The sequence below is a fragment of the Pseudarthrobacter sp. lyk4-40-TYG-27 genome, from assembly GCF_030209295.1.
Taxonomy (GTDB): domain Bacteria; phylum Actinomycetota; class Actinomycetes; order Actinomycetales; family Micrococcaceae; genus Arthrobacter.
In genome coordinates, this window is the sequence record NZ_JARVSH010000004.1 from 379963 (window position 1) to 403546 (window position 23584).

General features: G+C 69.4%; 28 protein-coding genes. 8 read left to right on the forward strand and 20 right to left on the reverse strand.

Features of this window, described 5'->3' with window-relative positions; translation table 11 throughout:
* Positions 1-10 precede the first annotated feature (10 nt).
* The 14 genes from QRM96_RS09490 to QRM96_RS09555 all read right to left on the reverse strand — a co-directional run bounded on the left by QRM96_RS09490 (position 11) and on the right by QRM96_RS09555 (position 11593).
* Positions 11-1447, reverse strand: a complete 1437-nt coding sequence (locus tag QRM96_RS09490; RefSeq protein WP_285319410.1) for a flagellar hook-length control protein FliK — start codon at positions 1445-1447, stop codon at positions 11-13.
* Positions 1384-2118 (reverse strand): C40 family peptidase, encoded by a 735-nt coding sequence (locus QRM96_RS09495; RefSeq protein ID WP_109045298.1) that lies wholly within the window; start codon positions 2116-2118, stop codon positions 1384-1386. The genes QRM96_RS09490 and QRM96_RS09495 overlap by 64 nt, the downstream gene beginning before the upstream one ends.
* Positions 2115-2549, reverse strand: coding sequence for a flagellar FliJ family protein (locus QRM96_RS09500; RefSeq protein WP_109045297.1), 435 nt, complete (start codon positions 2547-2549; stop codon positions 2115-2117). The genes QRM96_RS09495 and QRM96_RS09500 overlap by 4 nt, the downstream gene beginning before the upstream one ends.
* The gene (locus QRM96_RS09505; RefSeq protein WP_285319411.1) at positions 2546-3886 is read right to left on the reverse strand and encodes a FliI/YscN family ATPase; all 1341 of its coding nucleotides are present in this window, start codon (positions 3884-3886) and stop codon (positions 2546-2548) included. Before QRM96_RS09505 ends, QRM96_RS09500 begins: the two co-directional genes overlap by 4 nt.
* A complete protein-coding gene (locus QRM96_RS09510) occupies positions 3883-4506 on the reverse strand; it encodes a FliH/SctL family protein (RefSeq protein ID WP_285319413.1) in 624 nt (207 codons plus the stop codon). The genes QRM96_RS09505 and QRM96_RS09510 overlap by 4 nt, the downstream gene beginning before the upstream one ends.
* Positions 4496-5548: a flagellar motor switch protein FliG gene (fliG, locus tag QRM96_RS09515; protein WP_285319414.1), complete on the reverse strand. Its 1053-nt coding sequence runs from the start codon at positions 5546-5548 to the stop codon at positions 4496-4498. Before fliG ends, QRM96_RS09510 begins: the two co-directional genes overlap by 11 nt.
* A complete protein-coding gene (fliF, locus tag QRM96_RS09520; RefSeq protein WP_285319415.1) occupies positions 5545-7155 on the reverse strand; it encodes a flagellar basal-body MS-ring/collar protein FliF in 1611 nt (536 codons plus the stop codon). The genes fliG and fliF overlap by 4 nt, the downstream gene beginning before the upstream one ends.
* Positions 7155-7505 carry a flagellar hook-basal body complex protein FliE gene (gene fliE, locus QRM96_RS09525; RefSeq protein WP_109045292.1) on the reverse strand — a complete coding sequence of 117 codons (351 nt, stop codon included), beginning with the start codon at positions 7503-7505 and terminating at the stop codon, positions 7155-7157. Before fliE ends, fliF begins: the two co-directional genes overlap by 1 nt.
* Positions 7505-7897, reverse strand: a complete 393-nt coding sequence (locus tag QRM96_RS09530; RefSeq protein WP_285319417.1) for a flagellar basal body rod protein FlgC — start codon at positions 7895-7897, stop codon at positions 7505-7507. The genes fliE and QRM96_RS09530 overlap by 1 nt, the downstream gene beginning before the upstream one ends.
* A 1-nt stretch (position 7898) precedes the next feature.
* Entirely contained in the window at positions 7899-8240 is a 342-nt protein-coding gene (locus tag QRM96_RS09535; protein WP_109045290.1) for a flagellar basal body rod protein FlgB, read from the reverse strand.
* Positions 8241-8398: 158 nt separating this feature from the next.
* On the reverse strand, positions 8399-8803 hold the full coding sequence (locus QRM96_RS09540; protein ID WP_165838009.1) for a hypothetical protein: 405 nt from the start codon (positions 8801-8803) through the stop codon (positions 8399-8401).
* Positions 8796-9308: a flagellar export chaperone FliS gene (locus tag QRM96_RS09545; protein WP_109045289.1), complete on the reverse strand. Its 513-nt coding sequence runs from the start codon at positions 9306-9308 to the stop codon at positions 8796-8798. The genes QRM96_RS09540 and QRM96_RS09545 overlap by 8 nt, the downstream gene beginning before the upstream one ends.
* Positions 9305-10621: a flagellar filament capping protein FliD gene (fliD, locus tag QRM96_RS09550; RefSeq protein ID WP_285319419.1), complete on the reverse strand. Its 1317-nt coding sequence runs from the start codon at positions 10619-10621 to the stop codon at positions 9305-9307. The genes QRM96_RS09545 and fliD overlap by 4 nt, the downstream gene beginning before the upstream one ends.
* Before the next feature lie 132 nt (positions 10622-10753).
* Entirely contained in the window at positions 10754-11593 is an 840-nt protein-coding gene (locus tag QRM96_RS09555; protein ID WP_206073911.1) for a flagellin N-terminal helical domain-containing protein, read from the reverse strand.
* Positions 11594-11817: 224 nt separating this feature from the next.
* Here QRM96_RS09555 and QRM96_RS09560 point away from each other — a divergent pair, with 224 nt between their 5' ends.
* The 4 genes from QRM96_RS09560 to QRM96_RS09575 are packed head-to-tail and all read left to right on the forward strand — an operon-like array spanning position 11818 to position 15002.
* Positions 11818-12300: a flagellar protein FlgN gene (locus QRM96_RS09560; protein WP_133830508.1), complete on the forward strand. Its 483-nt coding sequence runs from the start codon at positions 11818-11820 to the stop codon at positions 12298-12300.
* Between the two features lie 30 nt (positions 12301-12330).
* Positions 12331-13749 (forward strand): flagellar hook-associated protein FlgK, encoded by a 1419-nt coding sequence (gene flgK, locus QRM96_RS09565; RefSeq protein ID WP_109045286.1) that lies wholly within the window; start codon positions 12331-12333, stop codon positions 13747-13749.
* Positions 13750-13752: 3 nt separating this feature from the next.
* Entirely contained in the window at positions 13753-14637 is an 885-nt protein-coding gene (gene flgL / locus QRM96_RS09570) for a flagellar hook-associated protein FlgL (RefSeq protein ID WP_285319422.1), read from the forward strand.
* Complete coding sequence (locus tag QRM96_RS09575) at positions 14634-15002, forward strand: flagellar assembly protein FliW (RefSeq protein ID WP_109045284.1); 369 nt, start codon at positions 14634-14636, stop codon at positions 15000-15002. The genes flgL and QRM96_RS09575 overlap by 4 nt, the downstream gene beginning before the upstream one ends.
* A 20-nt stretch (positions 15003-15022) precedes the next feature.
* Here the strand turns inward: QRM96_RS09575 and QRM96_RS09580 are convergent, their stop codons facing one another.
* A complete protein-coding gene (locus QRM96_RS09580) occupies positions 15023-15904 on the reverse strand; it encodes a helix-turn-helix transcriptional regulator (protein WP_285319423.1) in 882 nt (293 codons plus the stop codon).
* A gap of 92 nt (positions 15905-15996) precedes the next feature.
* On the opposite strand from QRM96_RS09580, the gene QRM96_RS09585 reads away from it, so the two are divergent.
* Genes QRM96_RS09585 through QRM96_RS09595 form a run of 3 tightly spaced genes read left to right on the forward strand, consistent with a single transcriptional unit; the run spans position 15997 to position 18815 of the window.
* Positions 15997-16878 (forward strand): aldo/keto reductase, encoded by an 882-nt coding sequence (locus QRM96_RS09585; protein ID WP_285319424.1) that lies wholly within the window; start codon positions 15997-15999, stop codon positions 16876-16878.
* 32 nt (positions 16879-16910) lie between these two features.
* Entirely contained in the window at positions 16911-17939 is a 1029-nt protein-coding gene (locus QRM96_RS09590; protein WP_285319425.1) for an aldo/keto reductase, read from the forward strand.
* Between the two features lie 45 nt (positions 17940-17984).
* The gene (locus QRM96_RS09595) at positions 17985-18815 is read left to right on the forward strand and encodes an oxidoreductase (RefSeq protein ID WP_285319426.1); all 831 of its coding nucleotides are present in this window, start codon (positions 17985-17987) and stop codon (positions 18813-18815) included.
* 13 nt (positions 18816-18828) lie between these two features.
* On the opposite strand, the gene QRM96_RS09600 is transcribed toward QRM96_RS09595, so the two are convergent.
* The 4 genes from QRM96_RS09600 to QRM96_RS09615 are packed head-to-tail and all read right to left on the reverse strand — an operon-like array spanning position 18829 to position 21652.
* Positions 18829-20181 (reverse strand): FAD-dependent oxidoreductase, encoded by a 1353-nt coding sequence (locus QRM96_RS09600; protein ID WP_285319427.1) that lies wholly within the window; start codon positions 20179-20181, stop codon positions 18829-18831.
* Positions 20182-20193: 12 nt separating this feature from the next.
* The gene (locus tag QRM96_RS09605; protein WP_018761657.1) at positions 20194-20604 is read right to left on the reverse strand and encodes an arsenate reductase ArsC; all 411 of its coding nucleotides are present in this window, start codon (positions 20602-20604) and stop codon (positions 20194-20196) included.
* Complete coding sequence (locus tag QRM96_RS09610) at positions 20601-21305, reverse strand: aquaporin (RefSeq protein ID WP_285319428.1); 705 nt, start codon at positions 21303-21305, stop codon at positions 20601-20603. Before QRM96_RS09610 ends, QRM96_RS09605 begins: the two co-directional genes overlap by 4 nt.
* A complete protein-coding gene (locus tag QRM96_RS09615; RefSeq protein WP_285319614.1) occupies positions 21302-21652 on the reverse strand; it encodes an ArsR/SmtB family transcription factor in 351 nt (116 codons plus the stop codon). The genes QRM96_RS09610 and QRM96_RS09615 overlap by 4 nt, the downstream gene beginning before the upstream one ends.
* A 146-nt stretch (positions 21653-21798) precedes the next feature.
* On the opposite strand from QRM96_RS09615, the gene map reads away from it, so the two are divergent.
* A complete protein-coding gene (gene map, locus QRM96_RS09620) occupies positions 21799-22572 on the forward strand; it encodes a type I methionyl aminopeptidase (RefSeq protein WP_285247122.1) in 774 nt (257 codons plus the stop codon).
* Positions 22573-22634: 62 nt separating this feature from the next.
* Here the strand turns inward: map and QRM96_RS09625 are convergent, their stop codons facing one another.
* Complete coding sequence (locus QRM96_RS09625) at positions 22635-23534, reverse strand: SGNH/GDSL hydrolase family protein (RefSeq protein ID WP_285319430.1); 900 nt, start codon at positions 23532-23534, stop codon at positions 22635-22637.
* Positions 23535-23584 lie beyond the last annotated feature (50 nt).

The following is a 23584-nucleotide window of genomic DNA, read 5'->3' on the forward strand; positions in this document are numbered from 1 at the left end:
GGGTTGCGGGCTAGGCCAGGATGTCCAGGACACCGGGGCGGTTTCCGGAAAGGACGACGCCGGCGCGGAGCCGGGAAGGGCGGGCAGCATCGGACGGTGCCGCGGCGGGCTGTCCTGGCCGGGGCTGGCCGGCCGGTTCACGGTGCTGCCCGGGCGCCTGGCCGCCGGGTCCCCCCGGGTTCGGGTCCGGCGGGGCGCCGTGCTGCGAGAGGTTGAGGTTGGCGGCGAGGCCGGATTCGGCCAGGCCGCGGCGCAGCTCGGGCAGGATGGTCCGCAAGGCGTCGCGTCCGGCGTCCGCCGGGGCGAACAGCTCAATGCGCACCCCGGTGGCGTCGATGTGGGCCCGCACGGTCAGCGGACCCAATGCCTCCGGGGACACCTTCAGGGTCATCACATGTTCCCCGGGCGCGGCGCTGGCCAAGGAAAACAACGGGCCGGCCAGCTGCGGCGTGAGCCTTGCCGGGTGGGTGAACGGTGCAGGGCCTGTTGTGGCGGAAGCAAGGGCGCCGGGCGCGGGCTGGGTTGCGCCCGCAGCCTGCGCGGGCACAGCCACCGGGGCCGGTCCGCCGGTGCCCGGGGCAGGGTTGGCTTGAACGGTTCCGGAGTCGGCGGGCGGCTCCAGTTCCCCGGGCCGACCCAGGGGTTTACCGGTGCCGGCGGCATCAGCCAGGGCCGGCGCGGCGGGGCCGGAAGCCCCTGCCCCCATGGCGGCAGCCGGCTCAGGAGCCGTGGTCGCAGCCGCCTCCGGCACCGATCCTGCAATACCGGGGGCCGGGGCGTGAAGGCTTGTAGCGCGCGCGGCCGCCGGGCCTGCAGTCACGGGAGGAAACACGCCGGCGTCAGGCGCAGCGCCAGCCACGACTTCGCCTGCAACCACTGCACCGACCTCCACAGCACTGGCTGCCACAGCGCCGGGGGCCGCCGGCGGAGCGGGCTGCTGCCTGCCGTCCCAGGCCGCTGGCGCAACAGGGGCCGCTGCCGTGGACCCGGACGCTGCAGCGCCAGCGACCGGATCTGGTGCCGGGACTCCTACCGTCCCTGGCGCCGCCGTGCCTGGTGCCGTGGCTGCCGCCATGCCTGGTGCCGTGGGGGTTGCGTGGGCCTGAGCCGGAACCATCCCGGCAGCAGCCAGCAACGCCGCAACGGAACCCTGCACGGGGGCGGGCTGCCCGGCCACCGCGGTACCGGCGTCGTCCGTGGTGTCTTTGGCATCCCCGCCGTTGCCTTGCACAGGAACGTTCGGTTGAGGGGAAGGGCCGGCCAGCACGCCGCCGAGCACCGCGCCGAACCCGGCCCCGCCGTCCCGGTCAGGCGCCGCCCCTGCAGATGCCCCGGCCCGCGCCGCCGCGGGCGGCGCGGTGGGAAGAAGGACCGCCGCCGGCATCAGGCGCCCTGCCCAGCAGGGACGATGCGGCGGATGGCCGTCAGGTTCGACTGCTGTTCCCATGCATCCCGGACCTGGATGGTCTGGCCGGGGACGGGCGCGTCGATCGCCTTGCCGTTGCCCAGGTAGATGGAGATGTGGTTCCCGCCGAAGCTGACCAGCAGGTCTCCCGGTTTGGCCTCGGCGAGGGACGCCACCGGCGTGCCCACCTTCATCTGGTCGCTGACCACGCGCGGGAGTTCCACGCCCAGGTCCTTGAAGACCCGCTGCACGAACCCGGAGCAGTCCATGCCGGTGGCCGGGTTGGTGCCGCCCCACACGTAAGGGACGCCGATGTACTTCCTGGCGGTGGCCACCACGTCGGTGCCGGTGGCCTTTCCGGGCGCTGCCGGAGCGGACGCCGCAGCCGTCCCGGAGGGCCCGGAGATTCCGGTGAGCCCAGTGTTTCCGGCAAGCCCAGCGGTTCCGGCAATGCCGGACAGGCCCGTGCTGCCGCCAAGTCCCGTGACGCCGCCCGGCCCCGCCAGCCCCGCCAGCCCCGATGAAGCAAGCAATCCCGCCCCGGCACCCGCATCCGTACCGGCAGCGGCCAACGCTGATTCGAACGCCGCCGCATTCGCCGCTGACGTGCCGGAGGCGGCCGCCGCCGGAGCCGCCGTAGAAAGGGGCCGCGAGAGTTCGCTGATCATGGACTCGATGGTTCCGATCCGCCCAATGATTTCGGCCATGCTCATGACGTCGCCTCCCCGGCCTTGCGGTGCCACGAGGTGGCGGCGATCTCGTCAAGGACGCCCTGTTCTGCGTGCAGTTCTGCGGCGGCCAGCTCGGCATCGTGGCGGAGCTCGAGCTTCTCCAGCCCCACCGCCATCCGCCGGGCCTGCGTGTAGTCTGCGCGGGCCTCGGCCAGGTCCGCCTCCGCCGCGGCGGACAGCGCGTCGAGGTCCGCCAGCATGCTCTGGGAGGATGCCCGGGCGGCCGCGAGGGCCAGCAGGGAGGACGAACTGACCGCGGAATCGACGGAATCGCCGAGTTCCTTCCGCGCCGCAGCGCGCCGGCCGTGGGCATCCTCGGAGCGGGAGGCGGCACGCGCCATGCCGGTGGCTGCCTGGTCCTGCTGCAGCTGGCGCAGCCTCAGCAGTCCGGCGAGGGGAAACTGGCGGTTCATGCGGCTCCTTCGAGGGGCGTGCCCAGGCGGTTGGTCAGGGAGGTGAGCGCCTGCCAGGCCATGTCCGGCGGGGTGGAATCGTCCATGCGCTGCTGCAGGAAGGCATTGATGGCCGGCTCGTTGTCCAGCGCCGCATCCACCAGGGGGTTCGTGCCGCGGTGGTAGGCGCCGACGTCGATCAGGTCCTGGGCGGCCCGGCGTGCGGCCAGCACCTTCCGCAGTGCGGCCGCCACGGCCGTCCGCTCCGGCGGGTTGACCTTTGACGCCACGCGCGACACCGAACCCAGCACGTCAACGGACGGAAAATGCCCGGTCACGGCCAGCTTCCGGTCCAGGACCACGTGGCCGTCCAGGATGGAACGGGCGGCGTCCGCGATGGGTTCGTTGTGGTCATCGCCGTCCACCAGTACGGTGTAGACACCGGTCACCGAGCCAGCCCGGGCCGTACCGGCGCGTTCCAGCAGCCGGGCCAGGATGGAAAACGTCGACGGCGGGTAGCCGCGGGTGGCGGGCGGTTCACCGGCGGACAGGCCGATCTCGCGCTGGGCCATGGCCACCCGCGTCAGCGAGTCCATCATCAGCACCACGTCCTGCCCGGCTTCCCGGAAGGATTCGGCGATCCGGGTTGCGGTCACGGCGCAGCGGAGGCGCATCAGGGCGGGCTCGTCCGAGGTAGCGACCACCACCACGGACCGTGCCAGTCCCTCCGGTCCCAGGTCGTCTTCGAGGAACTCGCGGACTTCACGGCCGCGCTCCCCCACCAGGGCAATGACGGACACTTCGGCGTCGGTGCCGCGCGCGATCATTGACAGCAGTGAGGACTTGCCCACCCCGGACCCGGCAAAGAGCCCCAGGCGCTGCCCCCTGCCCAGGGTGGCCATGGTGTCCAGGACCCGGACGCCGGTGTGCAGGGGCGCGGACACCCGGGCCCGGTGCATGGCGGAGGGCGATTCGTTGTCCGCGGGCACGTACCGGCCGGCGGCCAGCGGTCCCTTGCCGTCGATGGGCCGTCCCAGCCCGTCCAGCACGCGCCCCTTCAGGCCCGGGCCGGTGGGAACCAGCAGCGGTCTGCCCTTTGACCGGGCGGGATCGCCGGCGGCCACCCCTGCCAGCCGTCCCAGCGGCATGCACCGGATGGCGCCGCTGACGGAAGCCACCACCTCGGCGTCCAGCCCGGGGCCGTCACCCACGGTGACCAGGTCCCCCACCGCGCACTCGAGCCCGGTAATTTCCAGGCCGAGGCCCAGGACCGCGGTCACGGTGCCCACCCGCTCCGGGGCGGCCGCTCCCACCGCTGCGGCGAAGCGTGCGCCGTAGGGTCGCCAGGAGATGCTCATGCCGCGCCTCCGGGCACGTTGTCCGGGCCGAGGAGCGCCGCACGGGCACGGGCCACTGCGGTGTGGAGCCGGGCGTCCAGCCAGCCGTCCGGGTAGACCGCGATGGCGTCGCCGCGGGCCAGGGAAGGATCGGGAACAAGGTCGACGGCGGTGTCCGCGGTGGCGCCGTCCAGGAGCGCGATGTCGGCCGGGTGGAGGCGGACGGCGGCCGGTGCGGCGGACGTGCTGCCGCCCAGCGCCCGGTGAAGCGCCGCGCGGGCGGTGCGGTCGCCGTCGTGCATTTCATAGCCGAGCACTGCCTCCGCCAGTTCCAGGGCACCGGCGGCCAGCACCTGTTCGCTGTCCTGCAGCACCAGCGCGAACCGCTGCTGGAAGGCGGCAGCCGCGGCCTGGAGGACGGCGGTTGCCCTGGCGGCGGACTCGCGGGCGTGGGCCAGCACGGCGTCATGCTCGACACGCATGGCATGGGCCTGGCGTTCCTGATCCGCGGCGGCTGCGCGCAGGCCGGCCGCGTACCCCGCCGCGTGGCCCTGCACGTAGCCGCGGTCGCGGGACTCGGTCGGGGCGGACTGCTGCACGCGCGGGAAGACCACCGCGGCCGGGGCGGCGTCAGTAGACAAGGTCGTCCTCCTCGCCGCGGCGCACCACAATGGCGCCGCTGGCTTCCAGCTCGCGGATGGACCGGACAATGTCCGCCCGGGCTTCCTCCACCTGCGAGGCCCGGACCGGACCGGCGTTGGCCATCTCGGCCTCGAGGATCTCCTGGTTGCGGCCCGAGACGTTGCTGCGGACGGCATCCAGGACCACGGCCGGGGCACCCTTCATGGCCAGGGCCAGCACCTCGGGCGCCACCCCGCGCAGGATCTGCTGGATGTCCCGGCGTTCCAGTTTCACGATGTCCACGAACGTGAGCATCCGGGCCCGGACTTCCATGGCAAGGGCCGGGTCCAGGGTTTCCAGGCCGTCCAGCACGGACCGTTCGGTGGCCACGTCCGAGCGGTTGATGATGTCCACCAGCGGCTGGATTCCGCCCACCGTCTCGGTGGATTTGCCTTGCGACACCACCGCTCCCGAGCGCTGCTTGAGCGTCTCCGCCACGATGCCCACCGCCTCCGGCGTGGGCGAACCCATCACCGCGATGCACCGGGCAACGTCGCTGCGCTGCGCCTCGCCCAGGCCCGCCATCACGGCCGAGGCCTTGGCCGGGCGCAGGTGCGCCAGGACCAGGGCGATGGTCTGCGGCAGCTCGCCGTCGATCAGCGCCAGGATCTGCCCGGCGTCCATCATCTCCAGGAACTCGAAGGATTTCCCAGCCATCGTGGAGGCGAGCCGGTCCATGAAGCCGGCAGCCTTGTCCGCGCCGAATGACGCTTCCAGGAGCCCGACGGCCAGTTCCTGCCCGCCGCGGGCCGTGCGGCGGCCGCTGATCGCGATGTCATGGAATTCGCCCATCACCTGGTCCGCGACGGCCGGCGGGACCCGGCGCAGCCGGACGATCTCGGCGGCTATGTCCTCGGCTTCCGCCTCGGAGAACTGGGCCATGACGGCTGCCGCGTTTTCCGGGCTCATCTGCATCAGGACCACGGCCACCTTCTGCGGACCGGATAGCGGCGCGCCGGCCTTCACAGGGGCGGCCAGGCCCGTACCGGGCTGGGCGGTCATACGGATTGCCTGTCGTCCATCAGGCCGCGCAGGTAGTCGGCGGTGCGGGCCGGGCTCTCAGCCACCATGGCCTCGATCTGCGCGCGCCGGCGTTCGACGTCGAGGGCTTCGGCGTCCGGGAGCGGCAGCGGTACCGGAGCGGGCAGCGGGATGGCGGAGGTGGCAGGCGCGGTTTCGAGGGCCTGGACGGCGCCGCCGGGAAGGGCGGGGTATTCGATGCCCACGCCCAGGTCCACCGGCTCGCGCAGCTGGCGGCGGCGCCAGGCGATGAGCATCACGACGATCAGGGCGAGGGCGGCCAACAGGATGCTGCCGGCAATGACCAGCGTCTTCATCAGCTCGGCCTGGCGGGCGGCCTCGGCGTCGGCCTTGGCAGCGTTGAGGGAAGCGGCGGCATTGTCGGCGGCAGCCGTGCTGAACGGCAGCATCTCCACGGTGACCACGTCGCCCCTGGCGGGATCGGCCCCGGCCGCGGCGGTCACCAGGGACCGCACGGACGTGAGGTTGACCCCGGCGGCCGCGGCCTGGTTGATGGCCACGGAAATGGTTTGCCGCTTCACTGCACCCTGCGGGATGGTCCGGTCCTCGGTGACTTTGTTGACGGCGTTGTTCTTGGTGGTGTCGGAGGAGTCGAACGTGCCGTTGCCGTTGGTGCCGCCCGGCACGGCGATGTTGTCCGGTCCCAGCACGCCGGCCGCTCCCCCGCCGCCGGTACCGGTGAACTTCTCGCTCTTGGTGGTCTCGCTGAGGGCGGGGACGCCGTCGGCGGCAGTGAACGTCTCGCTGCGCTGTTGTGCCGATTCCCCGGTCACGTCCGCTGCCACGGCCACGGTGGCGTTCCCCGGGCCCACGACGCTGTCCAGCACGGCCTTGACGGAGTCTGTGGTGCGTTGCTGGTACTCGGCGGCCTGCTTGGAGGAGGACCCTGCGGCAGATCCGCCGATGGCAGAGAGCACGTTGCCCTGCGAGTCCACCACCGACACGTTGGCCGGTTTGAGGTTCTCGATGGCCGCCGAGGTCAGGTGGACCACGGCCTGCACCTTGTCCGGGGACAACGTGGTGCCCGGCTGGGTCTCCACGAACACGGACGCGGTGGGGTCCGGGGTTTTGTCCACGAAGACCGACTTTTCCGGGATCGCGAGCCGCACGGCGGCCGTCTTGACCCCGTCCATGGCCTGGATGGTGGAGGCCAGTTCGCCTTCCAGGGCGCGCTTGTACGTGACGGACTGCTGGAACTCGGAGGACGTGACGCCCAGCTTGTCCAGCAGCGAGTACCCGGTGGCCGCGGCGGACGGCAGCCCGGCGGCGGCAGCCTTGAGCCGCTCGTCGTAGACCTTCTCCTCGGGCACCAGGATGGTGGAGCCGCCGTTGGCGATCTCGTAGGGCACGTTGTCCTTGCGCAGCTGCTCCACGATGCCGTTCGCGTCGGTATCCTTCAGCCCGGAGAAAAGGGGCGAGTAGGCTGGCTTGCCCAGCCATGCACCCAGCGCCACGGTACCCAGGACCAGGACAGCGACGCCCAGGATCGCCAGGGTCCGCTGCGCCGGCGTGAACCCTTTGACCCCGGAGCCCAGTCTGCGGAAGAACGCGGCAATCTGCGGGGGCATCAGGCCTGCATCCTCATGATCTCGTTGAAGGCGTCAACGCCCTTGTTGCGCACGGAGGCCACCAATTCCAGCGTCACCTGCGCGCGGGTGGCGGCGATGGTGGCGGCGTGGATGTCGTCGAGGTTGCCGGTGACGGCTGAGACGGCCAGGGACTTGGACGTGGACTGCAGCTGCTGAAGATTGTCGACGGCGCCGGTCAGGGCCGAGGCGAAGGCACCGCCGGAGGGGGTGCTTCCGGCGGCGGCCGGGCCATCAACGTAGCCGGTCCCCTGCACTGCCTGCACGCCCCGGCCGGTGGTGGCTCCGGCTCCGGCGATATTGCTGATTGCGCTCAGCGCATCGAATGCCATCAGGACTTTCCAATCTCAAGTGCAGCCAAATAGGTTTCGCGGGCGCGGTCCACCACCTGGGCGTTGGCCTGGTATCCGCGCTGGGCGATGATCAGGGCGCCAATTTGCTCGGACAGGTCGATGTCCGGGTAGCGGACGTACCCCTGGGCGTCGGCCAGGGGGTGATCCGGCTGGTACACCAGGCGGCCGGTGGCGTCCCCGGCAGGGGTGCTCTTGACGTAGACGCCGGTGCCGTTTTGGCCTTCGGCGGCCTCGATGTAGCGCGCGCGGAACGCCGGGCCGTTGGTGCTGGTTGCCGTGTTCATGTTGGCCAGGTTGTCCGAGACGGCGTCCAGCCACTTGCGATGGACGGTCAGGGCGGTTCCGGCAATGCCGATGGCGTCGAAGGTCATTTCAATTGGTCCTCATCGCCGCGCGGAGGGCCGTGAACTCGCCGTTAACTGCCCGGGAGGCGAACTGGTAGCGCAGCACGGTGTCGATGTTGGAGAGGGTTTCGGTATCCAGGTTGACGTTGTTTCCGTTGAGCTGCGTGGGCTCCAGTGACGCCTCGACAGAAGGCGCCGCCTGCCCGTTGCCGTTGCGCACCGAGGCGGCGAGCGCCTCCTCGAAGGAGACGCGCTTGGCCTGGTAGTTGGGCGTGTTGATGTTCGCGATGTTGTTGGCGATGGTGCGCTGGCGCAGCGCCAGGCCGTCCAAGGCGCTGGAGAGCGCCGCGGAGGTCACGGATTCGAGCACGACAAACCTGCCTGGTGGTGTTTCAGAGGCCGATCCGTGGCCGTGGCATCGAGCGATCCGTGCTCTGTCAGGAGTTATCGGCACAGGTCAGCGGGGCGTTAGGAGGAAAACCCGCCCAGTTTTCCAGCCCGTCCTGCCTGCCCGGTCATGCGGGTACGTCAGCCCGTGACGTCCAGGTAGACGGCGGCCGCCGGCGCCCCGATACCAGGGATGGAGGACACCGCCTGCAACTGCCGCGCCACATCCGCCCGAGCCTCCTCAAGCTGGCGGATCAGGGCTTCCTGCCGGGCGGCAAGCGCCACCGCCCGCGCGCGGACCGCAGCCGCCGCAGGGTCCGGGAGCGCGGCGAGCGGCGGCAGCTTGGCCTGCTGGTTCGGCTGGGTCCGCTGGAGCTGCTGGGCCCTCACCGGCCTTGGGGATGTGCCGGGGATACCCCGGGTGTGCTGGTGGATCAGGGCACCGGCCGCATCCGCGGTCCGCTCCAGGGAGTCCAGCACTGCCGTCCAGCGTGCCAAGGCGGCGTCCGCTTCCGCGGCGGGGTCCGTCGTCGGGCTTTCAGCCAACGCCGAGCATCCCGTTGCCAGTAGGGAACAAAGACTCCCTGGTCCCCCGGATAGCGGCGGGGGCCGCCACAGTCGCGGCCGCATTGGCTGCCGGGACGGGGGTGGCCGCCGGCACCATCGCGGCAGCTTCGTGCCAGGTCTGACGGAGGGGTTCCAGCAGGCTGATCGCTTCCTTGGTCAGTGCGGGGTCGCGCTGGATGTTGGCGTTGATGAGGGCGGTGGAGGCGTAGTTGTAGATTCCCAGGAGGCTGCCGGCTCCGTCCCACGCCTCGACTTTCAGCGAGGAGGAAAGTTCGGTCAGGATGGCCTGGGCGTGCAGCAGGTGGACCGATGCCATGGCCCAATTGCCTGCTTCCTGGTCCGCTTCGGCGCGGGCCAGGTCCACCAGCAGCCGGTCATACAGCATGGTGAGCAGCCGGGCCGGTGGCGCCGAAAGCACCGACTCGGCCAGGTACTGATTGCGCTGGGCCGCGTTGCCGTAGCCGCCGAAAGGGGTGGAGGTCATGATGAGGAGCTTCCTGAGGAGGTGGAGAGGCCGGCAAGTTGGGAGGACAGCCAGGATGACTGCGCCTTCATGCCGCTGAGGGCCACTTCAAGGGCGGAGTAGGTGCGCTGGAGGGTCTGCTTGCGGTCCTCAAGCCGGGTGTCCCAGTCGCTGATTTGGTCCGCCAGGTCCCGGACCGTGGACTGCTGTCCCGAAATCCTGGTGGTCAGGGTGCCGTCATATTTGTCCGACGCCGTGGTGGCCGCTGCCGCGAGGCGTCCGGCCAGTTCCTGGACCTTGGCCTGCACTCCGGCGGGGTCTGCGGCCAGGGCTGCTGCGAACTTGTCCTGGTCGAACTCCATGGTGCCGGCTTTGGTGATGCTGATGCCGATTTCAGAGGGCGAGCGCGGCGGGATGCCCACGGGCATGGAGGCTGCGGACAGGAGGTTCTGGCTCACGTCCCGGACCGTGCTGTCGCCGGTGAAGATGCCTGCGCTGGTGGTGGTGCCCGAGGTACTGACGGCGCTCCTGGCGGAAACGAAGGCCAGGACGCCATTCAGTCCTGACACCAGGTCGGAGGCCAGTTTGCCGATTTGGGCGTCGTCGCGTGCCACGGTGACGGTAACCGGGGTTGCCGATGCTTCCTTGACCGTCACCGACACTCCGGGCAGCAGGTCGGTGAAGGTATTGGTGGCGGAGGTGATGGACTGCGGGGTTGCCAGCCCGGACCAGAGCTGGATCTCGGCGTCCTGGGCGGCTTTGGCATCGGAAACAGCGGCACCGGAGTTGGTCACGGTGAATGCACCGGTCTGGCCGGGGGTGGTGGAAGTGAACTGCAGGCGGTACTGGCCGCCGCCTACGGCGACCTTGGCGGCGGTGACTCCGGCGCCGGCAGCATTGACGGCGGTCACCACATCATCCAAGGACGTGGAAGCCGCGGTGATATCCACGGCCTTGCCGCCTTGGGTGATGGTCAGGGTGGTTTGCGGCCAGGCCGTCAGGGCATCCGAGACGCTGACTTGGGTCTGGGCCAGCCTGGTCACGGTGAAGTCGATGGACCCGGCTGCCGCTGCAGCGGTGCCGGTGGCCGTGACTTTGTCGCTGCTGCTGGTGGCTGTGTTCAGGTTCAACGCGCCGGGTTTGGCGGCGGCGGAGGCCTGCGTGGCCAGGGCGGCCACCTTGGAGTTGAGCCCTTGGAGCGCGGAAACCATCGACTGGATGTCAGCCGATTTGTTCTTCAACTGGGTTTGCGGGATCGCTTCGACCTGCATGAGGGAGCTGATCAGGGCGGTGGTATCCAGGCCGCTGGCCAGTCCGTCGAGGGATATGCCCATCGCTGCTGCTCCTGGGTGCTGTGGGTGGGTGGCTGGGACAAGGGAGGCGCTGCAGGTGAGGGCCGGGCGGAGGATCACTCCGCCCGGCCCTCACCGGTACAACATTGCTACCGGACGGTGGCCCGGAGCGGACTAGCGCAGGAGCTGCAGGACACCCTGGCTGGACTGGTTCGCCTGGGCCAGCATGGCGGTGCCTGCCTGGGAGAGGATGTTGTTCTTGGTGTACTTCACCATTTCCTCCGCCATGTCGGTGTCGCGGATGCGGGACTCGGACGCCGACAGGTTTTCCTTCGAGACATTGATGTTCTTGATCGTGTGCTCAAAGCGGTTCTGAACAGCACCGAGCTCGGATCGGGCCGATGACACAGACTTGATGGCCGTATCAATGGACCCAATGGCCGACGCTGCACCCGTGGCGGTTGAGAAGTCCAAAGTGCCCATCGCAGTGACGACGTTCGATACGTTCGCCGACGCCAAATCGACCACGATCTGGTCGCCAGTGTTGGCGCCAACTTGGAAGCTCATCTTTCCGTCCGATGCCGAGCCCGCCGTACCATTCAACAGCTTTGCGCCGTTGAAGTCGGTCGAGCCGGCAATGCGCGTGAGCTCAGAGGTAAGAGCCGTAGCTTCGGTGGTGATAGCAGCGCGTGAATCAGTGTTGTTCGAGTCGTTGCCAGCCTGAACGGCGAGATCACGCATGCGCTGCAGGATCGAGTGAACTTCGTTGAGCCCGCCTTCAGCGGTTTGGACGACTCCGATTCCATCCTGCGCATTTCGCGCCGCCACGGTCAGGCCGCCGACCTGCGAGCGCAGTCCTTCTGAGAGAGCCAGGCCAGCCGCATCGTCCGAAGCGCGGTTGATGCGCAGGCCGCTGGACAGCTTCTCCAGCGACTTGGACAGGTCATTCTGCGTGTTGTTGAGGTTGCGGTACGCGTTGTTCGCAGCCAGGTTGGTGTTGATCTGCATTCCCATGGTGTTTCCTCCGTGATGTGGGACGTTGTGTCGAAGGCCCATCCGTGGGCCCTCACAACCAGCTATCGGAGCAGCGGCAACCCCGGTTAGGAAAAACGGCCGGGAAGTTTTTGGCAACCCCTTCCGGGCACCCCTCCCCCGGCTGCTCCTAACGCACCCACTCCGACGGCCGATAGCTTTCCCATGACACGACGCCAACCCAACGAACCTGGAGCTGACCAGCCATGGCCATCCACGAACTTTCGGCACTGCTGTGGCGCGAACGCGAGCTCCTGGACCTCCTGACGTTCAAGCTGGAGGAGGAGCAGCTGCTGCTTACCGCCGGCAAGTCACGGTGGCTCCCGCACGGCACGCGGGAGGTGGAGCAGGTCCTTGAGCGCCTGTCCAAGGCAGGACTGGCACGCGCCCTGGAGGCATCTGCCGTCGCCGCTGCCTGGGGTCTTTCCGAGGATTCCTCGTTGGCGGAACTGGCGTCCGCCGCCCCGGACGAAGCGTGGGCGGGAATCCTCACCGCGCACCTGACGGCCATGCAGCGGCAGACCGCCGCCATCCAGGAACTTCGCGACTCCAACGAACAGTTCCTGCGCGCAGCGGTGCGCTCCACCCAGGAAACAGCAGCCAACCTCCAGCCGGCCGCCGGAACGTACGACTCCCAGGGCCGTGCCGGGCAAACCGAGGCGTCGCACTTGTTCGACCAAAAAATCTGACCGGCACACCCGCACCAGCAAAGGACAGCAGTGAGCACATTCGGCGGACTGAACACGGCCTACCTGGGCCTCACCGCGGCCCGGCAGGGCATCAACGTGGCGGGCCAGAACATCGCCAACGCCACCACGGAAGGCTACACGCGGCAGCGGCTTGAACAGTCGGCCATCGGCGCCCCGGCACCCACCGGCCTGGCAACGGGCTTGCTCCAGCCCGGACAAGGCGTCTCCGTGGACGCCATCGCCCGCCTGGGCAACAGCTTCCTGGACGCCGGCGTCCGGTCCAGCGCAGCCCAGGCCGGATACGCCAGTGTCCGCTCCGGGGAGCTGCAGCGCATCGAGGACAGCCTCCAGGAACCCGGCGAACACGGAATTACCGCGGCGTTGCAGGGCTTTTGGGCGGCCTGGCAGGGAGTCTCCAACCACCCGGGCGGGGCCGCCCCCACCGCCGTGCTGCTGCAGGCGGCCTCCTCCCTCGCCGGCACCGTCTCCGCCGGCTACCGGTCGCTGGATGCGCAATGGACGCGGGTCCGGGCCGAGGCGGACGGCAACGTGAAAACCGTCAACGACGCCGCGGCGCAGGTAGCCGGCTACAACGCCCGCATCCGCCAGGTCCTGGCCGGCGGCGGCTCCGCGAACGAGCTTGTCGACGCCCGCAACAAGGCCATCGAGACCATCGCCTCCCTGGCTGGCGGCACCGTCCGGGACAACGCCGACGGCACCGCCGATGTCCTGGTGGGCGGCAACGCCTTGGTGTCGGGTACGTCCACCCGCCTCCTGGCACTGTCCGGCCAGGCAAGCATGGCCGGCCCGGGCGCCGCGGTAAAGCTTGAGTGGGCTGACCGTCCGGGCCACCCCGTAGGGCCCGACGGCGGGAAGCTCGCAGGTGCCATCACCCTCCTTGCCCCGGCGGCCGGCGGGTCCGGCGGACCCATCGCGGAGGCGGGCGCCTCCTACGACGCCTTCGCCACCAAACTGATGACCGACGTCAACACTGTCCACCGCGCCGGCCAGTCCACCACCGGTGCCGGCCAGCTGGACTTCTTCACCGCGGCCCCCACGGGCTCGGCGGCGCTCACGCTGCGGGTGGTCCCCGCGGACGCCTCTGGAATCGCCACCGGGGCGGCCGGTGCCGGCGCGCTGGACGGCGGCACGGCCGATGCCCTGGCCCAGCTCGGTGCGGGGGCGGACTCCCCGGACAAGGCCTGGACCGCCGTCGTCACCGGTATTGGCGCACTGTCCCGCTCAGCCCAGCAACACGAACAACTGGCCACGGCGGCGAGTGTTTCCGCTGCGGGGCAGCGCGATTCCGGGGCGGCCGTCAGCCTGGATGAGGAAAACATCAGCCTGCTCAGCAACCAGCACGCCTACCAGGCGGCCGCCAGGGTGATGACCGCCGTCGACGAAGCCCTCGATGTCCTGATCAACCACACCGGACTGGTGGGAAGGTAGCCCATGTTGAACCGTGTCACCAACCAGTCGATGGCTGCGGCCGCGCAGCGGAACCTCCAGGCCGGTCAGTCCCGGCTCGCCACGCTGCAGCAGAAGGCCGGCACCCTGCAGAACATCACCAGGCCGTCGGACGATCCCGCTGCGCTGGCCAATGCCATGGCAACGCGCGCCCAGCTCCGAGCCGCGGACCAGTACGCCGGCAACATCAACGACGGCAACGGCTGGCTGGACACGGCGGACGCAGCCCTGGGCCAGGCCACCAACATCCTGAACAAGGTCCGCGACCTCACCCTGCAGGCCGCCAACGGATCCCTCAACCAGCCGGCCAAGGATGCGATCGCCGCGGAGCTCGACGGGCTGGGCAAGGACCTGCTGGCCGCCGCCAACACCAAGTACCTGGGCCGGAACATCTTCGCCGGCAGCTCCGATTCCGCGGCCGCCTTCAGCGGGAATCCGCCCGTGTTCAACGGGGTGCCCGCCAGTTCAGTGGAGCGGCGCGTCGACGCCGGGCAGAAAGTCCGGGTGGATGCCGACGGCGGCGCGATCTTCGGGAACGGCGCAGGCTCCGTTTTCGCCTTGGTCAGCGGCGTCGCCGCAGCCATCCGATCCGGCGCAGACCCGTCCCCGCAGCTCGGCGCCGTGGACGCGCGCCTGAACAGTGTGATCAACGGCCGCGCCGAGGTGGGGACCCGGCAGGCACAGCTGGTGACCGCGCAGGACAGGCTCTCGGGGCTGAAGGCTACGCTGGAAACACAGCGGTCCGCCATCGAAGACGCGGACATCGGACAGGTGGTGCTTGATTTGAAACTGCAGGAATCCAACTACCAGGTGGCTTTGGCCGTCACGGCCAAAGTTCTTCAGCCGACGCTGATGGACTTCCTGCGGTGACGGCCGTTTCCTCCATGCCGGTGGCCTTCACGGCCCCCATGCCTGGCCTCGAGGGGCTGGATGGTTTCACGCTGCGCGGTGTGGACGGCGCCCATGGCCTCTTCGCCCTGGAGGCCGAGGCTGCCGCGGTGCGGTTGTTCCTGGCCGACGCCGCCGTGTACGTGCCGGACTATGCCCCCGCCCTTCCGGCCGGTGCCCGGGCAGCGGGCCAGAGCACCACGTTGCTGGTGGTGAACCCGGGCCAAGGAAAGCCCACCGTCAACCTGGCGGCTCCGCTGGTCCTCAATCCGGAAACGGGCGTGTGCACCCAAGTGATCCTGGACAGCAACACTTACCCCTTGCAGGCTGAGCTCGGCGGCAAATAGCGGGCAGCGCCACCGGAAAGTCAGCTGGTTTCCGTGACCGATGCCTGGGCCGGTTCCTCCTGCGTGGCGGCCCAGCTGGCCAGGACCTTGAGGGCGTCCTCGGACGGCGAGCCCGGTTCGGCCGTGTAGACGTTGATCCGCAGCCCGGGGTCGGCGGGGAGCTCCAGTGCCTCGTAGGTCAGGTCCAGGTCCCCCACGATCGAGTGGTGGAGCCGTTTGCGGCCCGTGCGGTGGTACTTCACGTCGTGCCGGGCCCACCGGGTGCGGAACTCCTCGCTGCGGGTGGCGAGCTCCCCGATCAGGTCGGACAAGTCTTTGTCGTACGGGTTCTTCCCGGCCGTGGACCGCAGGACGGCAACAATGTCGTCCGCGGCGCGTTCCCAGTCGGCGAAGAACTCCCGCGCCTTCGGGCTCAGGAACGTGAACCGTGCGCTGTTGGGCGGGGTACCGCCGTCGGCCATCATTTCCAGGTACAGGGCCCTGCCCAGCTCGTTGGACGCCAGGACGTCGCCGCGGTCGTTGCGGACCCAGGCAGGCGCGGTGGTAATCGCATCAATGACCCTCTGCACGCTGAGCCGCACCGTCAGCGGGCTCCGCTTGCGCCGCACCCGCGGAGCAGCCGTGGACGCCCGGGCCAGGTCGAACAGGTGGGCCGTCTCGGCGTCGTCCAACTGCAACGCCCGGGCCAGCGCCTCCAGCACGCTGTCCGAGGCACCGGACAGGTTTCCCCGCTCCAGCCGGATGTAGTAATCGATGCTCATCCCGGCGAGCATGGCCACCTCTTCCCGGCGCAGGCCCTTCACGCGCCGGTTGCCGCCATACGCAGGCAGCCCGGCTTCGTCCGGAGTGAGCCTGGCCCGGCGGGAACTCAGGAACTTGCGCACGTCGTCGCTGTTGGTCATGCCACCCACGCTACGCCCGGCCGCCGCCGCGAGGGAGGGACTGTCAAGCCCTCCCACAAACCTCCGCATCCCCATACCGTGAAGGAATGGTTATGGAACTCACACTCAACAACGGCGTCACCATGCCCGCTCTCGGCCTCGGCGTCTTCCAAAGTCCCCCGGAAGAGACGACGGCGGCCGTCCAGACAGCGCTCGAGGTGGGCTACCGGCACATCGACACAGCCGCCGCCTACGGCAACGAGCGGGAAGTGGGCGAAGGCATCCGCCGCTCCGGCCTGGACCGTGGCGACGTGTTCATCGAAACCAAGGTCTGGGTCAGCGACTACGGCTACGACGAGTCACTGCACGCGTGGGACAAAGCGGTGGGAAAGCTGGGCGTGGAGCAACTGGACCTGCTCATCCTGCACCAGCCCGCACCGGACCGGTTCGAGAAGACGGTGGCCGCGTACAAGGCGCTGGAAACCCTGCTGGCGGACGGGCGCGTGCGGGCCATCGGCGTCAGCAACTTCATGCCGCACCACCTGAAGCAACTGCTGGAGGCAACGGACGTGGTCCCGGCCGTCAACCAGATCGAACTGCACCCCTACTTTGCCCAGCGGAACGTCCAGGCCGCAGACGCAGAGCACGGCATCCTCACCCAGGCGTGGTCGCCGATCGGCGGCATCACCTTCTACCCCGGCTGGGGCGAGAACCGGAAGAACGTCATGCGTGACCCGGCCATCGCCGCCGTCGCAAAGGCCCACGGCAAGACTCCCGCCCAGGTGATGCTGCGCTGGCACCTGCAGCAGGGCCGCTCCGCCATCCCCAAGTCCACCAACCCGGCCCGCATCGCCGAGAACTTCGACGTGTTCGGCTTCGAGCTGTCCGCGGCGGACCTGGCTGCCATTGATGCCCTGGATACCGGCGTCCGCAGCGGCCCGGACCCGGACGTGGCCCGCCCCGAGCGGTTCGCCATGGTGATCCCCGAGGCCTAAGCAACCCCCAAGCCTGAGAGAGAAGGAACCAGATGGAATACCGCCCGCTTGGCCGCACCGGCGTGCAGGTCAGCCCCCTGTGCCTCGGCGCGATGATGTTCGGCCCCTGGGGCAACAACGACACCGACGACGCCACCCGCATCATCCACCGCGCCCTGGACGCCGGCATCAATTTTGTCGACACCGCAGACGTCTATTCGGGCGGCGTGTCAGAGGAAATCGTGGGCAAGGCCCTGGCAGGCCGCCGCGACGACGTCTTCCTGGCCACCAAGTTCTTCATGCCGATGGACGAAAAAGACCCCAACCGGCGCGGCGGCTCCCGCCGCTGGATCATGCGCGCCGTGGAAGACTCGCTGCGCCGGTTGAACACCGACTACATCGACCTCTACCAGGTGCACCGGCCCAGCCCGGACACCGATGTGGAGGAAACCCTGGGCGCCCTCACCGACCTGGTCCGCCAAGGCAAGGTGCGCTACCTCGGCTCGTCCTCCTACTCGGGTTCACAGATCGTGGAGGCGCAGTGGGCCTCCCGGGAACGGAACCTCGAACGGTTCGTCACCGAGCAGCCGCCCTACTCCATCCTGACCCGCGGGATCGAGGAGGACGTCCTGCCCACCGTGCAGCGGCACGGGATGGGCACCCTCACCTACAGCCCGCTCGCCGGCGGCTGGCTCTCCGGTCGGTGGCGGAAGGACTCCGCGTCCTCACCCACCTCCGCTGCCCGCCCCAGCGCCCGGTTCGACATGTCCCAGCCGGCCAACCAGCGCAAGCTGGACATCGTCGAAGAGCTGGCGCAGGTGGCCGAATGGGCGGGCGTCACGCTCATTGAGCTGGCCATCGCGTTCGTCATCAACCACCCCGGCGTCACCTCCGCGATCGTGGGCCCGCGCACCATGGAACAGCTGGAGTCCTACCTCCCGGCCGCCGACGCGAAGCTGGCGCCGGAAGTGCTGGACCGCATCGACCAGCTGGTGGCCCCGGGCGTGACCGTCAACCCGGACGACAACAGCTACGGCGCCCACGAACTGACAACACAGGCACGACGGCGGCACGCGGCTTAGCTGCCGCTCCCCCAGCGAATTTCACACCCTATGGAAGGACAACCCATGGCAACGTGGCTCATCACAGGCTGCTCCACCGGACTTGGCCGGGCACTCGCGGAAGCCGTGCTCGCATCCGGGCACAACGCCGTCGTCACCGCCCGGAACGTCGAATCCGTGCAGGACATCACCGCAGGCTTCCCGGACACCGCGCTGGCACTTCCCCTGGACGTCACGGACAAGGCGCAGATCAATGCCGCGGTCAGGCAGGCGGAGGAGAAATTCGGCAACATCGACGTGCTGGTCAACAACGCCGGCTACGGCTACCGCGCCGCCGTGGAGGAAGCCGACGACGCCGACATCCGCCAACTGTTCGACACCAACTTCTTCGGTGCGGTGGACATGATCAAGGCGGTGCTGCCGGGCATGCGCGCCACCAAGGGCGGGTCCATCCTCAACGTCTCCTCCATCGGCGCCCGGATCACCCCGGCCGGCTCCGGCTATTACGCGGCGACCAAGGCGGCGCTGGAGGGCATGTCCGGATCGCTCCGCAACGAGCTCAAACCCCTGGGCATCAACGTCACCGCCATAGAGCCCGGCGGCTTCCGCACCGATTTCGCGGGCCGCTCGCTGACCCAGTCGGCGACGCCGATCGGCGACTACGCCGAGACCGCCGGCAAGCGCCGCAAGGAAAACGACACGAGCCACGGCAACCAGCCCGGCGATCCGGACAAGGCCGCCCGGGCAATCATCGCCGTCGTCGAATCCCCCACCCCGCCGGGCCTGCTGGTCCTGGGCACGGACGCTTTCGGTGCGTTCGGCATGGTGGCGGACGCACAGCGGGCCGAACTGGACCAGTGGCGGGAGTTGAGCACCAGCACAGACATCACCGACTGAGCCCATAGGGCCGCTATACGCGCGCGGATTCGCCGCTGCGGCCGTGCTCGACCCCGGTGGCGAAGCCGATCGTCACCGGCACCGGGCTGCCACAGCACGCCTCCCCGGCGGCGTCGGCCGGGAGGCTGGTGGAGCAAACCCCGGTTTCCGGGAGCTCGAGTTCCACGGCGTCCGCTGCTTGGGTGTCCCCGGACAGCGCCGCCGCAACGGACCGGACCTGCTCATAGCCGGTGGCCATGAGGAACGTGGGCGCCCGCCCGTACGATTTCATGCCGGCCAGGTAGAAGTCCTTTTCCGGCTGGGCGAGGATCCTGGCGCCGTGGGCGGGGACGGTGCCGCAGCTGTGGAAGTCCGGATCGATCAGCGGGCCCAAAGCCTTGGGTGCCTCCACTGCCGGGTCCAGGTCCAGCCGGAGTTCTGACAGGATGGACAGGTCCGGGCGGAACCCGGCGGCGGGAATCACCCGGTCCACCGTCACGCTGCGGCCGTCCGCGGCGTGCACGGTGAGCGTGTTGCCGCGGGTTTCGAGGGATGCCGTGTGGAAGCCCGTAAGGAGCTGGACGGCTCCGGTGTCGACGGCGGTGCGGAGCCGGGTGCCCAGCTGGCCGCGGGCGGGCAGCTCGTCGGCGTTCCCGCCGCCGTAGGCGCGCTCCGGAGAGGCGCCGCGGATGGCCCACAGGACCTCGGTTCCGGGGTTGGCGCGGGCCACGCGGGCGAGGTCAAGCACCATGTTCGCGGCGGAATGTCCGGCGCCGACCACCAGGGTGCGGCGCCCGGCAAACCCGCCGGCGGTGACGTCGGGCAGCGGCCCTGTGACCAGCCCGGCGGCACGGGCCTCCGGCTCGCCCAGGGCCGGCAACCCGGAGGATCCCAGCGGCGCGGGCGTGGTCCATGTCCCGGACGCGTCGATGACGGCGCGTGCAAGGAGCTCGGTGACCTCTCCACCGTCGTGCTCTATCCGCAGCAGGAACGGCGCCTCATCCCGGCCCAGGCTGCGGCCCTTGTCCATGCCCTGCCGGGTCACGGCAAGAACGCGGGCGCCGGTCCTGATCCGGCCCTTCAGTTCCGGTGTGGCGGCCAGGGGTTCGAGGTAGTCGGAGACGATCTGCGAACCATAGGGCAGCGCGGTGGGCCGGGGCGCTTCCCAGCCGCTGCGTTCGAGGAGCCGCACCGAGGCCGGGTCCAGGTTGTATTTCCACGTGGAGAACAACCGGATGTGCCCCCATTTCCGGATGGCCGAACCCACGGTGGGGCCGGCTTCCAGGACAAGGGGTTCCAGCCCGCGTTCGAGCAGGTGGGCGGCCGCGGCGAGGCCCACGGGCCCGGCGCCGATCACGGCCACGGGCAGCGATTCAACGGATGCCACGCTGCCCACCGGTCAGCCCTGCGCCGGCGTCAGGGAAGCGATCAGCGCCTCCACGCGGGTCTTGATCTCGTCGCGGATGGGCCGTACCGAGTCCACGCCCTTGCCCGCCGGATCCTCCAGGACCCAGTCCTCGTAGCGCTTGCCCGGGAAGTAGGGGCATTCGTCGCCGCAGCCCATGGTGATTACCACGTCCGAGTCCTGCACCGCTTCCGTGGTGAGGACCTTGGGGATCTCGGCTGACATGTCGATGCCCACCTCGGCCATGGCCTGGACGGCGGCCGGATTGACCTTCTCCGCAGGCTGGGACCCGGCGGAGCGGACTTCGATGGCGCCTTGGGAGAGGGTGGTCAGGTACGCGGCGGCCATCTGGGAGCGACCGGCGTTGTGGACGCAGACGAACAGGACGGAGGGTTTGTGGCTCATGAGAGCACCTTTCGGTCGGCCGCCGGAGCGGTGGAAACGGCAGGGAGGGAGGGGTAGAGGAAGCGGACCAGGACGAATCCGGCGGCGCCGCCGAGGAGCTGCACCAGGATGAAGGCAGGGGCCGACGACGGTGCGATGCCGGCAAAGGTGTCCGTGACGGTGCGGGCGATGGTCACCGCTGGGTTGGCGAAACTGGTGGAGCTGGTGAACCAGTACGCGGCGGTGATGTACCCGCCCACGGCGAACGCCACCCGGTCTGCCCGGCCTGAGCGGACCGTTCCGAAGATGACCAGCAGGAGGCCCACGGTGGCGATCACTTCCCCCAGCCAGAGCGGGGCGCCGGTGCGCTGGTGCGTGGACCAGGTGACGGCGTCCAGCCCGAACATGAGGTTTGCGGCCACCGTGCCGGCCAGCCCGCCCAGGACCTGCCCCGCAACCAGGCTGGCCGCCGTGGCGGTGTCGATCATTCCCAGCGCCCGTTCCACCAGGGTCACCACGGGATTGAACGACGCCGACACGGGCTGCAGTGCCACGATCAGCGCCACCAGCGCGGCACCCGTGGCGAGGCTGTTCTGCAAAAGCTGCAGGCCGACGTCGTCCGGGGACAGCCTGGAGGCCATCACTCCGGAGCCGACCACGGCCATGACCAGGAATGCCGTACCGATGAATTCCGCCGCAGCCCGGCGGAGCATGACGGTCACGCGGCCTGCCCGCCGATCAGGGCTGCCAGGTTCTGCAGGGCCTCGGTGCGGGCCCGGTAGTAGACCCAGACACCGCGCTTTTCCCGGTCCAGCAGGCCTGCCTCGTGCAGGATCTTCAGGTGGTGGCTGATGGTGGGTTGGGAGAGGTCGAAGGCGTCGCTGAGGTCGCAGACGCAGGCCTCGCCGCCCTGGTGCGAGGCCACCATGGATATCAGCCGGAGCCGGACGGGATCCGCCAAGGCCTTCAGCAGCGGCGCGATCCCTTCGGCCTCGGACTCGGACAGCGGCTGGCGCGCCAGCGGGGCGCAGCAGGCTGCGGCCTGGACCGGGGTCAGCTCCAAAGACATAGACATACGTAAATATTTACACTCATCAATGTCTTTGGCAATTGCCGCAATAATCCCGCAGGCCCGGGCCGTCCCCTTGCAGCCCGCGGCGACTGGGCAAATAGGATGGCCCCTAGAGCTAGCCGGCCGCAGATGAAGGGCGCCCCATGATCGAGATCCTCAACCCCGCCGAAGTGGCCCGCGCACGCGTCACCGGTGCCCTGGTGGCTGACATCCTGCAGGCCATGAAAAGCCGCGCCACGGTGGGCACCAACCTGCTGGACATCGACCAGTGGACCAAGGAGATGATCGCCGCGGCCGGGGCCGAATCCTGCTACGTGGACTATGCGCCGTCCTTCGGGCGCGGCCCGTTCGGCCACTACATCTGCACCGGGGTCAACGACGCCGTGCTGCACGGGCTGCCCCACGACTACGCCCTGGCCGACGGCGACCTGCTGACCCTTGACCTCGCCGTCGTCAAGGACGGGGTGGCAGCGGACGCCGCCATCAGCTTCATCGTGGGCGAAGCACGGCCGGCGGAGAGCGTGGCGATGATCGAGGCCACAGAGAAGGCGCTTGCCGCCGGCATCGCCGCCGCCGGGCCGAACGCCAAGATCGGCGACATCTCCTACGCGATCGGCCGCGTCCTCACGGACGCCGGGTACCCCATCAACACCCAGTTCGGCGGCCACGGCATCGGCTCCACCATGCACCAGGACCCGCACGTGCCCAACATGGGCCGGCCCGGCCGCGGCTTCAAGCTGCGGCCGGGACTGTTGTTGGCGCTGGAGCCATGGATCATGGCGGACACGGCGGAACTGGTCACGGACGACGACGGCTGGACCCTCCGCAGCGCCACCGGCTGCCGGACGGCCCACACGGAGCACACCATCGCCATCACGGACAACGGCGCCGAGATCCTGACCCTGCCCTCGCGGTAGGAGCTATCCGGTCCCGGCCACGGTGCTGCGGCGTTCCAATGTGTCCCCGCCCAGGGTACGGGTCAGCCCTTCACGAGCTGGGCAGGCTTGATCGCGCTGACCATGGCCGGGTAGTAGCCCTTTGAATATCCGTCGGCGGTGGGGTGGAAGTTGAACTGCGTGTACTGGCCGAGGTTGAACCAGGAGCCGGAGGAGCCGATTTCGTGGCCGTTGAATTTGGTGGCGACGTCCACGAACTGCGCGCCGGCGCTCCGTGCCTTCGCCGCGAGGACGGCGTTGAGCTGGTCCGTGCCCTTGTCGAACACCGCTGCGGCCGCTGCTGACATGACACCGCCGCCGGCGATGACTGTGGTGGATTCTCCGGCCGTCGCAAAGAGCCGGGGGTAACCGAGCCAGGCGATCTTGGCATTTGCCGCGTACCCGCGGATTGTTCCGACCGTTCCGGCGACGTCGACCCCGTTTGCGAGCTGGACTCCATAGGCCGCGGCTGCCTGGCACCCGGTAGCCTGTGGCGACGTGTCTGCAGCACACGCTGCGATGATCTGGCCGAAGTTGACGTCGTTGCCGCCGGCGGTAAGGGTAACGAGTCCTGTGGTGCTGTTGAGCGCACCATCAAGGGACGCCTTTGCCGCCTGCTGGGCAATAGTGGGAATACCTGAAGTTGTTGCTCCGACAGTCGCGCCTGCACACGCATAGTCGCCGGTGAGGGCCACCGATTGCAGTTGGTCCAGCAGCGCCACGTCGTCAGGGCCGCCGTGCAAGCAGGCCGGGCTGCCGAACGCCGGATTGACGGCGGCGGTTGGCGCCAGCGAGCCCCAGCCGGCCGAGTAGGAGTCCCCGAGATTGACGTACTTGACGGGGTCCTGGGCGGCGAAAGCCGGCGTGGATGCCCCTGAGAGGATAACGGCGGTGACGGCGGCGAAAGCGGCCGCACTGCGGCGGCAGGCTGAGGGAAACTGCATGATGGGCTCCGTACTGTCCTCGGGTAAACGTGTCCCCTGACGCTAGGGTG